The organism is Ideonella paludis (genome assembly GCF_018069865.1).
GTDB classification, from domain to species: Bacteria; Pseudomonadota; Gammaproteobacteria; order Burkholderiales; family Burkholderiaceae_C; genus Ideonella; species Ideonella paludis.
In genome coordinates, this window is record NZ_JAGQDG010000001.1 from 267956 (window position 1) to 282642 (window position 14687).

The following is a 14687-nucleotide window of genomic DNA, read 5'->3' on the forward strand; positions in this document are numbered from 1 at the left end:
AGCTGCTCATGCCCACCTTTATTGTTGGTTTCGCACGCTCAGGCACCACCTTGTGCCAACGCTTGGTGGCCGAGCGCTTCGGTTTGCCCACCGTGCCGGAGACGCATTACTTTGAGTGCCTGCCCGAGCACCTGCCCGAGGGCGAGCGACTGACGCGCCGCCAGGCCGAGGGCTTGCTGAGCTCGCTATCGCCTTATCTGCCGCTCAAGCAGGCCGAGCGAGAGGCCTTGCTGCCTGCGCGCGGCACGCCCGTGCGCGCGCTGTTCATGCGCTTGATGGAAGCCCTGCTGCCCGCCACAGCCGCCTCGGCCCAGGCCTTGCAAGACGGCCAGTGGCTGGAGAAAACACCCGGCCATGTCTGGCATATGGAGCGCATCCTCAAGCTCTTTCCCAAAGCACGCTTTGTGGCCATGGTGCGCTCGCCCTTCACGGCCTTGGCCTCACGGCGTGAGCTGGCCGAGCCTGGCAAAGGCTGGGGCGAAACCTGGCGGCCGATTGAAGACTATGCGCGCGATTGGGCTTGGACGCAGCAGCACATTTGGCAGTTTGCGCGAGCACACCCAGAAGCCCTGCTGATGGTGCGCTTGGAAGACTTGAGCCTGCAGCCCGAAGAGGAGCTGGCCCGCATCGGCGCCTTCTTGCACCGCGCGCCCCGGCGCAGCCGCCGCCTGGGCCGAAGCCGTTTGCTCATGCCCTTTGAAACCTGGAAGCGCGGGGCCATGGGCGAGGTGGACCCGGCCGTCGCGCAGCGCCAAGGCCGCTCGGGCCTGAGCCCGTTTGAGCGTTGGCGGCTGAGCCAGATTTTGGCCCCGCAACTGGCCGCGCTGGGCTACACCGAGCACGCGCCTGAGCCGCCGCTCGATGCGCTGCACCGCCAGTTGCTGGCCAGCGTCGATTGGTTTCGGCCCTCGCTGCCCGCGATACCGGAGGGCTGGGTGCCTCTGCCGCCCACCCGGCCCACGCCATGAGCCCCACCACCGCCCCGACCACCGCCCACAGCGGCTTGCAGGTGCACCAGTTGCAAGTCCGCCTGCCCGGCGGCGCGCAGGTGCTGCGTGAGGTGTCCTTCAGCCTGGAGAAGGGCCAGACCCTGGGGCTGGTGGGCGAGTCGGGCTGCGGCAAGTCCATGACGGCCCTGGCCTTGATGGGCTTGCTGCCAGAAGGCGCCCAACAAAGCGGCGAGCTATGGTGGGGCGGCCAGGCCCTGCACCGCATGGACGAAGCCGAATGGTGCGCCTGGCGCGGGGCTCGGGTGGCCATGGTGTTCCAAGAGCCGATGACCGCCTTGAACCCCCTGCACACCATTGGCCAGCAGATTGCCGAGGGCTTGAGGCTGCACCAGCGGCTGGGCCGCGCCGAAGCCGAAGCCCAAGCCCTGCAATGGCTGGAGCGCGTGCACATGCCGCAGCCGGCCCAGCGCCTGCGGGCCTATCCGCACCAACTCTCGGGCGGCCAGCGCCAGCGGGTGGTGCTGGCCATGGCGCTGGCCTGCGGGCCGGAGCTGCTGGTGGCTGATGAGCCCACCACCGCCTTGGACGCCCATGTGCAGCGCGAGGTGCTGGACCTGATGCGTGACCTGGTGGCCGAGCACGGCATGAGCTTGCTGCTGATCAGCCATGACCTGGCGGTGATGGCCCAGCGCGTGCAGCAGGTGGCGGTGATGTATGCCGGTGAGGTGGTGGAGATGGGCCCCACCGACGCGGTGTTTGCCCGGCCCCGCCACCCCTACACCCAAGCCTTGATGGCAGCCCGCCCGCGCTTGGGGCTGCCCCGGGGCACGCGGCTGCCGGTGCTGGCCGGGCGCGTGCCCGCCAGCACCGCTCACATCCAAGGCTGCGCCTTTGCCCCACGCTGCGGGCGGGCGCAAGCCGGCTGTCATCAGCAAGCCCCCCGCATGGACGAGGCCTCCTCGCACCGCGTGCGCTGCTGGCACCCCTTGGAGGCTGCATGAGCACGCCCTTGCTGCAGGTCGAGTCCCTCAGCCAACGTTATGCCTTGCCGCGCACGGCGGGCTGGCGGCTGGCCACGGTTCAAGCCTTGGCATCCGTCAGCTTCACACTGCCTGCGGGGCGGAACTTGGGCGTGGTGGGGGAGTCGGGCTCGGGCAAGTCCACCCTGGCGCGCTTGGTCTGCGCTTTAGAGGCGCCCCACTGCGGCAGCGTGCGCTTTGAGGGGCAGGACTTGCACCGCCTCTCGCCCACCGCCTTGCGGGCCGCGCGGCGCGGCTTTCAAATGGTGTTTCAAGACCCGTTTGGCTCGCTGGACCCGCGCATGCGCATTGGCCACAGCGTGGCCGAACCCTTGCGCGGCCTGCGCCTAGGGTCCAGCGCCGAGCAGCACGCCCGCGTCGCTGAGATGCTCGAAGCCGTGGGGCTGAATGCCACTGATTCCGAACGTTATCCGCATGAGTTCTCAGGCGGCCAGCGCCAGCGCATTGCCTTGGCCCGGGCCTTGATCACTCGCCCGCAGCTCATCGTCGCCGATGAGCCCGTCAGCGCCCTGGATGTCTCGGTGCAGGCCCAGGTGTTGAACCTGATGCAAGACCTGCAGGAGCGCTATGGCGTGACCTACCTCTTCATCAGCCACGACTTGGCGGTGGTGGACTTGATCTGCGATGAGGTGCTGGTGCTGCAACACGGCCAGGTGGTGGAGCATGGCCCCACCGACGAAGTGCTGCGCCACCCTCAACACCCCTACACCCAAAGCCTGCTGGCAGCGGCGCTCTGAAAAAGAACAGGGGCCCTGCGGCCCCTGTGTGTTGGGAAGAAAACAGCGCAGAACGCGTTAACCGCCGCCGCCCTTTTTCAGGCCGCCCGTGCCCGTCGAGGCGGCCTTGGCCCGGGCTGCGGCTTGCGCTTGCGCGCCGCTGTCCGCGTTGATCTGGCGCAGGTACTCCACCAACTGAGCCATCTCGCCGGCAGGCGGCTGGATGGTGTTCTTGGTGTGGGCGCGCACGGCATCTTCCAGCGTGGCGGCCGAGCCGTCATGCAGATAAGGCGCGCTGGCCCACACACCCGCCAGCGAGGGCACATCAATGCCGGTCAGCGCGGCGCCCAGGCGGTTGCCGCTGCTGGCCTTCAAGGTGCCGACATCGCGCAGCGGTGTCGCAGAACCCGGGAAGCCAGGGGTGGCATGGCAGCTAGCGCACTGCGCATTGATATAGGTCTGGCGACCCAGTTGCGCTGTCGCGGTGAGGTTGCCATCGGCCTGGCGCCATGGGCTGTCGACCGGCGTGGTCAAGGACTTCACATAGGCCGCCAAGGCATCCAGGTCGGTGCTCAGGCCGGTCTTGCGATCGCCCAAAGGCGTGCTGCGCGTGCCGCCATAGAAGTCGTTGTAGCTCATCAGGCCAGAGCCTTGGGCGAAGTTGCGGATCTGACCTTCAAAGTCTTGGATCTCGTCAAAGTTGCCGCTCCAGTGCTGGAAGCCTTGGGCCCCGGCCTTGCCGCGCAGGTCCACGGTGTTGCGCAGGCCTTCACCAAAGCCGGTGAAGTCCCACACCCGGCCGTCGTCCGCCCCATCGGCGTGGCAGACCGCGCAGCTCAAGTAGCCATCACGGGCCAGACGGGTGTCCTTGGCGTCGTAGAACAACTGCTTGCCCAGCAGGACGTTGGCGGGCAAGGCCTCGGTCACCACGGTTGAGGCGGTGGTGATGGGCTTGCTCTCCAGCAGGCCATTGCGCACCAGCGGGCTCAGGTCGACCACGCTGACGCTGCGGTCCATGAAGTTCTGGACATAGAGCGTGCGGCCATCGGCCGACAGCGTCAGACCTTGCGGGGCACGGCCCACATTGATGCGGAACAGCTCACGGCGACCCACCGGGTCCACCACGGCCACTTCGCGGGTGGTCTCCAGCGCCACAAAGAGGTAGGCCCCCGTGGGATGGAACGCCGCCGCCGAGGCCAAGCCCGCGTTGTCGTGGTCCACACGGGCGGCGTAGTCCTCTTGGTTGGCCGTCAGGTCAATGCGCGAGCTGATGGCGCGCACCGAGTTCTGGAAGTCCAGTTGCTGAGCGCTGCGCAGCATGCCGCGGCCGATGTTGTCTTGCTTGGAAGGAACCCAAGCCGACTTACCATCGGGCGCAATCACGGCCGCGGCCAAGTAGTTGGGCACACCGCTGCCCGTGACCGAGGTGTCGAGCTTGTCGCTGTGCTGCAGCACGATGCGGCGTTGGGTGGTGAAGGCCGCCGTGCTGACTTCAATCACCTCACCACCGGTCTTCACGCCGTTGAGGTCACCGCGCACCTTGCCGGTGGCTTCACCCGGCTGCAGGGCCGTGGTGAAGCGCGAGACAAACAAACGCGAGCCATCGGCCGAGATCGACAGATGGCGCGGATTGCCACCCACCGTCACGGTGCCCACCGCGGCGCCCGTCAGGTCGTACTTCACCACCTGACCGGTCGCCTCAAGGCTGACGTAGGCGAAATCGCCCAGCGGTGAGAACACGATGCCATAAGGCCGCGAGCCGCGCGGTGTGGGCAGCGAGCCGGAGATGCCACCGCTGTTTTGGTCGATCAGCGCCAAATTGCCGCTGGTCTGGTTGACGATCACCACCGGCCCATTGGGCACCAGGCCCAGGCTCGTGGGGCCGGTGCCACCGGTCGAGACTTCTCCCAAGCGGTTCATGCTGGGCAGCTCAAACACGCTGACCGTGTTGTTGTCGGGCGAGAGCACCCACAAGCGCGGCGCCACATCGGTGCGCGGCTCGATCAAGATGTTGGTGCTGGCCAGCGGCGCCTTGGCCGTGACGGGCGTGGTCACCGCTTGACGGAAGGTCACCGTCTTGCGGCTGCCATCCACGGTGCTGCGGATGATCAGATTGACCACATACAAGCCCGGCGTGGTGAAGGTGTGGTCGGCATTGGGTGAAGTGGCCGCAGCAGGGTCTGCGCTGCCGTCCCCAAACTGCCAGAGGTACTCCACACTGCCGGCCCCCTTGACCACGGGCCGATAGTTGGCCGTCTGGCCGGCCAAGATGGGCGGCGCCTCGATCGGGTCCACCTCCGCCAGGGGCTCCTTGATGGTCCAGGTGAAGCTGGCCTCGCCGGCCATGCGTGCCGGGTCAGTGGCCACCACGATGACGCTGTAGACGCCACTGACGGTGGGGGTGCCTGAGATCACGCCATCGGCGGCGATGCTCATGCCGGGCGGCAGGCCACTGGCGGTGTACACCAAGGGTTGAGCTTCGGGGTCGCGGGCCGTGATGGTCAGCGTGTCTGGCACGCCGCGCAGGCCTTCGCGGTTGGTCATGGCCGGCACCACCGGCGCCGCATTGGCCAGGGTGGAGAGCAGGTTGTTGGCAGGCACCGGCACAAAGGTGCTGGAGCCCGGCGTCTTCCACAACAGGCGCACCACGGCGGCCTTGTCTTGGTCAAAGTATTCCAAGGTCAGCGGCACCAACTGGCCAGCGGCCAGTGCCACCGGGCCGACGGTGTCGCCCACCACAGCGCCAGGGCTGGTCCAGCGGTTGATCACCGGGTCGACAATGCCGCCGCCCCACATCCGCACGCCGTCATCGGCTTCGGTGCGGAACTCGTAGTCACCGCTGGTGCTGATGACGATGCTGCCTTGCCAGCGCACCGAGAAGCCATCGGGCTGCACATTCGGGCCGGGTGAGCCCAAACCCCAGTCAAAGTTCGGCGTCTCCACGCGGCTCAACACCGGCACACCAGACAGGGTTGTGTTGTTGAAGTAAGTCGCACGCAGGCCGGTGGCGATGCTGAGGTCGCCAAACAGCACTTCAGCAGGCACCACCTCAAAACCGGTGGCGCCCGGCTTCTTCCACAGCAGGCGGACCGTGCCCGAGGCATTGCCGTTGAAGTACTTCAAAGAGATGGGCACGCGCTGGCCGGCCAGCAATTGCACCGAACCGCTGGTGTTGGTGGTGGTGGCATGGCTGACCCAGTTGTCGATCAGCGAAGCGTTGTTCAAGGTGAGACGCACACCATCATCGGAGATGGTTTGGAACTGGTAAGTGCCGCTGGTGGGGGCCTGCAACTGGCCTGACCACTCCACGGAGAAGTCGTTGACCGCCACGCCGGGGGCCGGAGCCGCACTCCAGGCGAAGTCCACGTTCTCGGTGCGCAGATACACCGCGGTGCCACCCAACGCTTGGCCATTGAAATAGCGGCCGATCAGGCCCGAGCCTTGGCTGCTAGCACCCGTCACCACCCACTCAAAGGTGGTGGAGGTGACGCCATTGCTGTTGGCTGCTCTGACGGTCACGGTGTAGGTGCCGCCGGCCGTGGGAGCGCCCGACACCACGCCCGTGGTCTTGTCGATGGTCACACCGGGCGGCAGGCCTGTCGCGCTGTAGTTGAAGCCGGGCTGTGAGGCCGTGGCATTGACGTTGAAGCTGACGGGCGAATAGGCGTCCGTGCTGCGCGAGGGCACCGGCTGGATCAGCGGCACACCGTCAGCGCTGATGGTGACGATTTTGGCCACCGAAGGCACACCGTTGGCGTCCATCGCAAACAGCATCCATGGGCCTGGCAGCAACCAGCCGGGGTTGCTGGGGATCTGCACACTGTAGATGTTGTTGCCGATGCTGGCCGAGACCAGCGGAACACGGCGTTGGTCGTTGTTGACCGTGTGCGTGGTGGCGCCCAGGCGCACCATCGCAAAGTCGGTGACTGCGCCACTCATGGCCACGTTCACCACCGAGCCGTACTTCACCGTGCTCGGCGCAGTCTGGATGACTGGGCGCTGTGCGGCGCTGCCGTCAGCATTGAACAGGTAAGGCGGGGAGAGCAGTTGTAAGTCGGCATGGTTGGCCGCGCAACCACCGCACAAGCCACCACCCGCCGACAGCACACGGCCGTCCGGCAGCAGCATGGCGATGCTGTGATAGTTCCGAGGCACCGACATGGCGCTGGGCAAGGTGGTGAAGGTCTCGGTGGTGGGGTCCCAAATCTCGGCCGACATCACCGAATCGTTGTCGGTGAAAGAGGCCTCAAAAGTCTGGCCGCCAATCACGACCACCCGGCCATCGGGCAGCACCACGCTGTTGTGATAGACGCGCTGGAAGGCCATATTGGCCACTTTGCGCACCGACACGCCCTTGTCGAACTCGATCACAAAGGCATTGTTGCGAGCCGGCGTCCCCAGCTTGTGGACACCACCCGTCTTCAGCGCACGACCGATGTCGTACATCACCAAGTTGCCCGCCACACTGGGGCCGTCTGCGCCGCCTTGCACGGACGGGTCAGTCCGATCTCCGATGTAGGTGGTCGCCCCCGTGCCTGCGGTGTCCAGCCAGTGCATGCGCACACCAGGGCCAGGATGCAAGACCTTGCCATTGCCCGCAGGCACCAGCCAGTAATGGGAGTCGCCGCCCCACGGGCCGTCGCTGGTGAGGGTGGAGTCGATACGCATGCCGCTCAGCGTGCGCCAGCCCGAGCCCGACGACCAGACCTCTCCGTGCTTGCCACCCGTGCCGCCGCTCCAGGAGCCCCCAAAGGTCAGCACCGAGCCGTCTTGCAGCAAGGTGTTGGCCTGGTAGCCGCGGGGGATGTTCATCTCGCCGCCACGCGACCAACTGTTCGCATTCAGGTCATAAATGCTGGTGGCCGCAGAGTCGCTGCCGCCGTTGACCAGCAAACGACCATCGGCCAGCAGCGTGGTGCCGGTGCAGAACATGGCATGGCCCGTCTCTTGCACCAGCCGATCACTGGCGGTGTTGGACACCGGGTCATAGACCGTGGTGTAGGTGCTGCCACCGCCACCAAACGACATGGGGTTATTGGCCGACCACAGCAACACTTTGCCATTGGGCAGCACCGAGCCCGACGAGGGCACCAGGCTCAGCTTCGTCGGCGCAGACCAGCGCGCAGTCGCAGCGGTTTGGGCGTTCAGGGGTGAGCGGGCTGCGGTGGGCGCGCGGCGCTCATCCGGATCGACGCTGGCCGCAGGTTCTTCCACCTCACTGCCCCCGCCGCCGCCACAGGCAGTCAAGGCCAACAAGACACCGTAAACAGCCGCCCACAGGGGCGCGCGAGACCAGCGATTCATTTTTGTATTCATGGCGTACAACTCCAGCCCACTCAGACCCCGACATCGTGGCCCAAGGCGTCATATCGACCACCCGAGCCCACGGCTTGATCACGGCAAGCCCAGGGTCTGCGTGACAGACCAGAGAATTTAACGCTTTGTTGCGATTAGCCCCAGCCCCTCCTCAGAACTTCGCCCGCGATTAGCCCCATCGGACGTGGCAAAGTTGGCAGCAAATGCAAATCTCACCCGCGAGAGCAATGTTCTCCATCCAGGCCTACCCCTTCCGCCGCCCTGACCTGCCCTCTGCCCATCGCTCGGGAAACCCTGTGCGCCGAACACCGGCAACGCGCTAAATTTCGGGCACCATGCGCCCGTCCTCATTCCAAGGAAACCACGTCATGCGCCCCTCCATCTCCAATGACCCCCTGCACTCATGGGCACTGGCCTGCGCCTTGGGGGCCAGCGCGGTCGCCTTGGCCCCTTTGGCTGCCCAGGCGCAAAGCAGCAAGACCTCGGCCGTGGTCGGCATGGTCTTGGAGCCGCCAGGCCTGGACCCGACCGTCGCGCCGGCGGCAGCCATCGGCGAGATCGTCCACCTCAACGTGCTGGAAGGTCTCACCAAGATCAACGTGGACGGCCAGATCAGCCCCTTGCTGGCCGAGCGCTGGAGCATGGAGCCCGATGGCAAGTCCTACACATTCACCCTGCGCAAAGGCGTGAAGTTCCATGACGGCGAGGCTTTTGACTCGGCGGATGTGAAATTCACCGTCGAGCGGGCGAAGGCCGACGGTTCGACCAACAAGGCCAAAAAGGCGCTGTTCGACAACATCGCGTCCGTCAGCACGCCCGACCCCCACACCGTCATCTTCACCCTCAACAACCCAGACGGCAATTTCCTCTTCCGCCTGGGCGAGAACCCTGCCGTGATGCTGGACGCCAAGTCAGCCGCCGGCACAGCCCAGCGCCCCATCGGCACCGGACCCTTCAAGTTTGAGGACTGGAAGAAGGGCAATGCGGTGGTGCTGAGCCGCTTTGACGGCTATCGCCAGGCCAGCGCCATCAAGCTCAAGAAAGTGACCTTCCGCTTCATCAGCGACCCAGCCGCCCAGGTGGCGGCCTTGCTGGCCGGTGATGTGGATGGCTTTCCACGTGGCTTGGCCAACCAGAGCCTGAAGCAATTTCAAAGCGATGCGCGCTTTACCGTCACGATGGGGGCGACGGCCGGCAAAGGCATCATGGCCATCAACAACAAGCGCAAGCCTTTTGACGATGTGCGCGTGCGCCGGGCCCTGGCCCACGCCATTGACCGCAAGGCCTTCATCGACGGCGTGCTGGATGGCAAAGCCGTGCCCATCGGCAGCCACTTTGCGCCCACCGATGCGGGCTATGTGGACCTGACCGCCACCACGCCTTATGACCCCGACAAAGCCCGCGCTTTGCTGAAGGAGGCGGGGGTCAAAACCCCGCTGGAGGTGACCCTGACCCTGCCACCGCCGCAGTACGCCCGCCAAGGCGGCGAAGTGTTGGCCGCGCAACTCGCCAAGGTCGGCATCCAAGCCAAGCTGGAAAACGTCGAGTGGGCGCAATGGCTGTCAGGCGCCTACAAGGGCAGCTTTGACCTGACGGTGATCAACCATGTGGAGCCGCTGGACTACATGATCTACACCGACCCCAAGTACTACTACGGCTATGACAGCAAGGCCTTCCGCGATCTGGCCACCAAACATGCGGCCAGCACCAATGCCAAAGAACGCAGCAGCCTGTTCGCGCAGATGCAAAAGCAATTGGCCACCGATGCGGTGAATGTCTACATCTTCAACCCTCAGCAAGCGGCCGTGGCCAAAAAGGGCTTGAAGGGCCTGTGGCACAACTCGCCGATCTTCGCCAACGACATGGCGGCGGTCTCTTGGCAGTGAGCGACTTGCACGCCTTAGAGGCCAGCGCCTTAGGTCCGCTGTATGCGCGGGGTGAATGCTCGCCCGTGGAGGTGACCCAAGCGGTGCTGGCCCAGATGCAGGCCTGTGAGCCAGTGCTTCGGGCCACCTGGGCCACGGATGAGCAGGCCGCACTGGCCATGGCCCGGGCCTCGGAGCAGCGCTGGCAACGCGGCCAGGCCTTGGGGCCGCTGGACGGCGTGCCCGTCACCCTCAAAGAAAACATTGCCACCCAAGGCGTCGCCACACCGCTGGGCTGTGCAGCCACCGTGCTGACGCCAGCCGCGGCCGACGCCCCTCCCGCCGCACGCCTGCGCGAAGCCGGCGCCGTGTTCATCACCAAGACCACCATGCCCGACTGGGGCATGTTGTCGTCGGGCCTGTCCAGCTTTCATGCCTTGGCCCGCAACCCCTGGGACACGCGCTTGAACCCCGGCGGCAGCAGCGCCGGGGCGGCTGCAGCAGCGGCCGCAGGCTACGGGCCGCTGCACCTGGGCACGGACATCGGTGGCTCCATCCGCCTGCCCGCGAGTTGGTGCGGCATCGTGGGCTTCAAGCCCAGCCTGGGCCGCATTCCGATCCAGCCGCCCTATGCCGGGCGCGTGGCCGGCCCCATGACCCGCAGCGTGGCCGATGCTGCGTTGGCCATGACGGCCCTCTCGCGCCCCGATTGGCGTGACGCGATGAGCCTGCCGCCCCAAGACATTCCGTGGCTGCAGCTCGACGGCTTGAGCCCACGGGCCTTGCGCATTGGCCTGTGGCTGGACCCGGGCTGGGGCACGCCGCTGTCGGACAGCGTGCGCGCTGTGGTGCTCGACGCTGCGGCCCGCCTGGAGGCTGCCGGTGCCACCCTGGTGCCGATGGCGCCCTTCATGACGCGCGCCATGATCGACGGCCTGGACAATTTTTGGCGCATGCGCTCATGGCTGGACTTCGCCGCGCTGCCGCCCGAGCGCCAGGCCCAGGTGCTGCCCTACATCAGCCAGTGGATACGCCGCGGCGAGCGGCTCAGCGCGGCCGAGGTCTTCACGGGCTACAGCCAGATGGGCGTACTGCGCGACAGCGCCGTGGCCGCCTGCCAAGGGCTGGACTTTGTGCTCTCACCCGTCAGCCCCGATGTGGCCTTTGCCGCTGAATGGGCCAGCCCGCTGAACGACCCCGAGCGGCCTTTTGAGCACATCGCCTACACCTTACCGTGGAATATGAGCGAGCAACCGGCCATCAGCGTCAACGCAGGCTACACCTCAGCAGGCCTGCCGGTGGGCGTCCAGTTCATCGGCCATCGGCATGACGACCTGGGGGTGCTGCGCATGGCCGCCCTCTGGGAGCAGCTCAGGCCCGCGCAACGCCCCTGGCCGCTGAAACCGGTTTGTCACGAGACGGCTTAACAGACGCGATACAGTAGGCCGATGACCAAGCCACCGCCTGCCCCGCCTCTGCTCAGAGACTCGCGCAAGCTTTTGCTCGGCACCGCCGACGAGCAGGCGGCCCGGCATGTGGAAGAAGCGCTGCGGCGCATGATGGCTTTTGACGCTGACCCGCTCACAGAGCTGGGCAGCGCCCACGATGCCGACCCGCAGTGGCTGCTGCCCTTGGTGATGCGAGCCGGCCACCTGCTGAGTTTGCGCGACCACGGCCACGACCATGAGATTGGCCTGCTGCTGGAGCAAGCCCAGGCCTTGAGCCAAGACGCGGTAGACCGCGAGCGCATTCACCTGGCTGCGGTGGCGGCCCTGGCCGAAGGGCGCTGGCACCACGCCTGCCGGCTGTGGGACGAATTGCTGCTGGACCAACCCCGGGATGCGCTGGCCTTGCTCTGGGCCCACGAGTGGGACTTGGTGCGGGGCGACACGGTGCAGTTGCGCCAACGCCCCGCTCAGGCCTTGCCCGAGTGGGACGAAGCCGACCCGCTCTACCCCTATGCGCTAGGCCTCTATGCCTTCGGCCTGCAAGAGAACAACCTCTTTCCGCTGGCCGAGGACATGGGCCACCGCGCCACCACTGCCCCCGGCCGCCCTGTACCCTGGGCCGTGCATGCCGTGGCCCATGTGATGGAGATGCAAGGGCGCTGTGAAGATGGTGCGGCCTGGCTGCGCCACCACCAGCCGGGTTGGGCGGAGGGCAGCTTGCTGGCCGGGCATTTGTGGTGGCATATGGGCTTGTTCCGGCTGGAGGCCATGGACATGGCCGGCGCGCAGCGTCTGGTCGATGCGCACTTCAGCCGCCCGGCACTCAACAGTGCTCTGCGGCGCATGGACGCGGCCTCCCTGCTGTGGCGCATGCAATTGCTGGGCATGGACGTGCAGGCCTGCTTTGCGCAATTGGTGGACGCGTGGCCCCTGGGCAAGGACGAAGCCGGCTGGCATGCCTTTCACGATGTGCATGGCGTGCTGGCCTTGCTGGGGGCCGGTGAGCCCGGCCGCGCCGAGCAATGGCTGGGCCGCTGCGCGGCCCGCGCCTTTGAGCCCGAAGACGTGCGACGCAGCAACCACCTGCCGGCCCGCGAGGTCGGCCTGCCGCTGATGCGCGGCCTGCTGGCTTTTGCACGCGGCGAGTTCGCCCAAGCCCTGGCCGCCTTGCATGCACTGCGACCCCAGGCCTGGCGCTTAGGCGGCAGCCAAGCCCAGCGCGACCTGATCGACCAAACCCTGCTGGCCGCCGCCGCCCGCCTGGGCGGCCACCCTGTAGGCCGCGCCTTGCTCAACGAGCGGCGCTTGGCCCGCGCCCTGACGCCCCTGACGCGACACTGGGCCCAGCACCTACAGATAGACCTTTGATGACCGCCACGCCCCTGCGCTGCGGCTGGTGTGCCGCCAGCCCGCACTACACCGCCTATCACGACCATGAATGGGGCTTTCCCGTCACCGACGACAGACGCTTGTTCGAAAAAATCTGCCTGGAGGGCTTTCAGTCGGGCTTGTCGTGGCTGACCATTCTCAACAAGCGTGAGGGCTTCCGAGCCGCTTTTGCACAGTTTGAGCCGGCCGCGATGGCCCGCTTTGACGAACAGGATGTGCAGCGCCTGCTGGCCGATGCCAGCATCGTGCGCCACCGCGGCAAGATCGAAGCCGCCCTCAACAATGCCCGCCGCGCGCAAGAATTGCTGCAAGAGTTTCCCTCGCTGGCCGCCTATTTCTGGCGCTTTGAGCCCGCGCCTGGCAGCCGCCCTGAGAAGCTGACGCCCGACGTGCTGCGCACCCTGACCACCTCGCCCGAGGCCATCGCCTTGGCCAAAGACTTAAAGAAGCGCGGCTGGAAGTTTGTGGGCCCCACCACCGCTTATGCCTTCATGCAGGCCATGGGTTTGGTCAATGACCATGTCGAGGGCTGCATCGCCCGCGGCCCGGCATTGGCCGCGCGCGCCGCACTCCAGGTGCCGCGATGACGCCCGGCGACACAGCGACTCAAGTCGCTCCCGCCCCCGTCAGCTTTGGCGAGGCCTTGCGCTTCTGGCTGAAGCTGGGCTTCATCAGTTTTGGTGGGCCGGCCGGTCAGATCGCCATCATGCACAGCGAGCTGGTGGAGCGCCGCCGCTGGATCAGCGAGAAGCGCTTTTTGCATGCGCTCAATTACTGCATGCTGCTGCCGGGGCCCGAGGCCCAGCAGCTCGCCACCTACCTGGGCTGGCTGATGCACCGCACCTGGGGCGGGGTGGTGGCCGGCGCCTTGTTTGTGCTGCCCTCGCTGCTGATCTTGATCGCCTTGAGCTGGCTCTATATGGCCTGGGGGCATGTGGCGCTGGTGGCGGGCCTCTTTTACGGCATCAAGCCCGCCGTGGCCGCCATCGTGGTGCAAGCGGCCCACCGCATCGGCAGCCGGGCCTTGAAGAACCGCGCCTTGTGGGGGATTGCGGCCGCGTCCTTCGTCGCCATTTTTGCGGGCAATGTGCCCTTCCCGGCCATTGTGCTGGCGGCCGCCGTGGTGGGCGCTGTGGGGGGGCGGCTGCGGCCTGATGAGTTCAGCCTAGGCGGTGGCCATGGCAGCGCCAAGGCCAGCTATGGCCCTGCTTTGATCGACGACGACACGCCTACGCCCGCCCATGCCCGCTTCTCGCCGGGGCGCCTGAGTGGGGTGGTGGCCGCCGGAGCGCTGCTGTGGCTGCTGCCCTTTGGGCTGCTGTGGAGCCTCTACGGCAGCCAAGGCACCTTGACGCAGATGGCCTGGTTCTTCACCAAGGCCGCGCTGCTGACTTTTGGCGGCGCCTATGCCGTGCTGCCTTATGTGTATCAAGGGGCGGTCGGGCATTTTGGCTGGCTCAATGGCCGCCAGATGATGGACGGCTTGGCGCTGGGCGAAACCACGCCCGGGCCGCTGATCATGGTGGTGGCTTTTGTGGGCTTTGTGGGCGGCTGGCAAAGCAGCGAGCTGGCCGCGCTGTGGGGGGCAGATCAGCGCCTGCTGGCCGGCTGTGTAGCCGCGTGCTTGGTGACCTGGTTCACGTTTCTGCCGTCTTTCATCTTCATCCTGGCCGGCGGGCCGCTGGTGGAGTCCACCCACGGCAAGCTCCACTTCACCGCCCCCTTGAGCGCCATCACCGCCGCCGTGGTGGGCGTGGTGCTGAACCTGGCCTTGTTCTTTGCCTATCACGCCCTGTGGCCCCAGGGCTGGGCAGGGGGGCTGGATGGGGCGGCCGCAGTCATTGCGGGCGTGGCCGTGCTGGCGCTGTTCAAGCTCAAGCGCAGTGTGATGGAGACGCTGGCGCTGTGCGCGGCCTTGGGACTGGCCTGGACCCTGGCCACCTGAGGCCCCTGCGGCGGCGCC

9 protein-coding genes are annotated in these 14687 nt (G+C 66.6%); 8 read left to right on the forward strand and 1 reads right to left on the reverse strand.

The annotated features are described in order from the left end of the window. Positions 1-8: 8 nt before the first annotated feature. From KAK11_RS01125 to KAK11_RS01135, 3 genes are read left to right on the forward strand one after another with little or no spacing between them, the layout of a single operon-like run. The gene (locus KAK11_RS01125; protein ID WP_210805313.1) at positions 9-968 is read left to right on the forward strand and encodes a sulfotransferase family protein; all 960 of its coding nucleotides are present in this window, start codon (positions 9-11) and stop codon (positions 966-968) included. Beyond that, positions 965-1951 (forward strand): ABC transporter ATP-binding protein, encoded by a 987-nt coding sequence (locus KAK11_RS01130; RefSeq protein ID WP_210805315.1) that lies wholly within the window; start codon positions 965-967, stop codon positions 1949-1951. The genes KAK11_RS01125 and KAK11_RS01130 overlap by 4 nt, the downstream gene beginning before the upstream one ends. Next, the gene (locus KAK11_RS01135) at positions 1948-2727 is read left to right on the forward strand and encodes an ATP-binding cassette domain-containing protein (RefSeq protein ID WP_210805317.1); all 780 of its coding nucleotides are present in this window, start codon (positions 1948-1950) and stop codon (positions 2725-2727) included. Before KAK11_RS01130 ends, KAK11_RS01135 begins: the two co-directional genes overlap by 4 nt. A gap of 57 nt (positions 2728-2784) precedes the next feature. Here KAK11_RS01135 and KAK11_RS01140 read toward each other — a convergent pair whose 3' ends face one another. Next, positions 2785-8010, reverse strand: a complete 5226-nt coding sequence (locus KAK11_RS01140) for a PA14 domain-containing protein (RefSeq protein WP_210805319.1) — start codon at positions 8008-8010, stop codon at positions 2785-2787. Between the two features lie 380 nt (positions 8011-8390). Here KAK11_RS01140 and KAK11_RS01145 point away from each other — a divergent pair, with 380 nt between their 5' ends. From KAK11_RS01145 to chrA, 5 genes are read left to right on the forward strand one after another with little or no spacing between them, the layout of a single operon-like run. Next, positions 8391-9908: an ABC transporter substrate-binding protein gene (locus tag KAK11_RS01145; protein ID WP_210805321.1), complete on the forward strand. Its 1518-nt coding sequence runs from the start codon at positions 8391-8393 to the stop codon at positions 9906-9908. After that, on the forward strand, positions 9905-11314 hold the full coding sequence (locus tag KAK11_RS01150) for an amidase (RefSeq protein ID WP_210806583.1): 1410 nt from the start codon (positions 9905-9907) through the stop codon (positions 11312-11314). Before KAK11_RS01145 ends, KAK11_RS01150 begins: the two co-directional genes overlap by 4 nt. A 21-nt stretch (positions 11315-11335) precedes the next feature. Further along, on the forward strand, positions 11336-12703 hold the full coding sequence (locus tag KAK11_RS01155; RefSeq protein ID WP_210805323.1) for a tetratricopeptide repeat protein: 1368 nt from the start codon (positions 11336-11338) through the stop codon (positions 12701-12703). After that, positions 12703-13311, forward strand: a complete 609-nt coding sequence (locus tag KAK11_RS01160; protein WP_210805325.1) for a DNA-3-methyladenine glycosylase I — start codon at positions 12703-12705, stop codon at positions 13309-13311. The genes KAK11_RS01155 and KAK11_RS01160 overlap by 1 nt, the downstream gene beginning before the upstream one ends. Beyond that, positions 13308-14669 (forward strand): chromate efflux transporter, encoded by a 1362-nt coding sequence (gene chrA, locus KAK11_RS01165; protein ID WP_210805327.1) that lies wholly within the window; start codon positions 13308-13310, stop codon positions 14667-14669. Before KAK11_RS01160 ends, chrA begins: the two co-directional genes overlap by 4 nt. The last annotated feature ends 18 nt before the right edge of the window (positions 14670-14687 follow it).

Excerpts from the sequence above, each read along its gene's own strand:
- KAK11_RS01125 (WP_210805313.1), top strand. The coding sequence starts at position 9 with ATGCCCACCTTTATTGTTGGTTTCGCACGCTCAGGCACCACCTTGTGC.
- KAK11_RS01130 (WP_210805315.1), top strand. The coding sequence starts at position 965 with ATGAGCCCCACCACCGCCCCGACCACCGCCCACAGCGGCTTGCAGGTG.
- KAK11_RS01135 (WP_210805317.1), top strand. The coding sequence starts at position 1,948 with ATGAGCACGCCCTTGCTGCAGGTCGAGTCCCTCAGCCAACGTTATGCC.
- KAK11_RS01140 (WP_210805319.1), bottom strand. The coding sequence starts at position 8,010 with ATGAATCGCTGGTCTCGCGCGCCCCTGTGGGCGGCTGTTTACGGTGTC.
- KAK11_RS01145 (WP_210805321.1), top strand. The coding sequence starts at position 8,391 with ATGCGCCCCTCCATCTCCAATGACCCCCTGCACTCATGGGCACTGGCC.
- KAK11_RS01155 (WP_210805323.1), top strand. The coding sequence starts at position 11,336 with ATGACCAAGCCACCGCCTGCCCCGCCTCTGCTCAGAGACTCGCGCAAG.
- KAK11_RS01160 (WP_210805325.1), top strand. The coding sequence starts at position 12,703 with ATGACCGCCACGCCCCTGCGCTGCGGCTGGTGTGCCGCCAGCCCGCAC.
- chrA (WP_210805327.1), top strand. The coding sequence starts at position 13,308 with ATGACGCCCGGCGACACAGCGACTCAAGTCGCTCCCGCCCCCGTCAGC.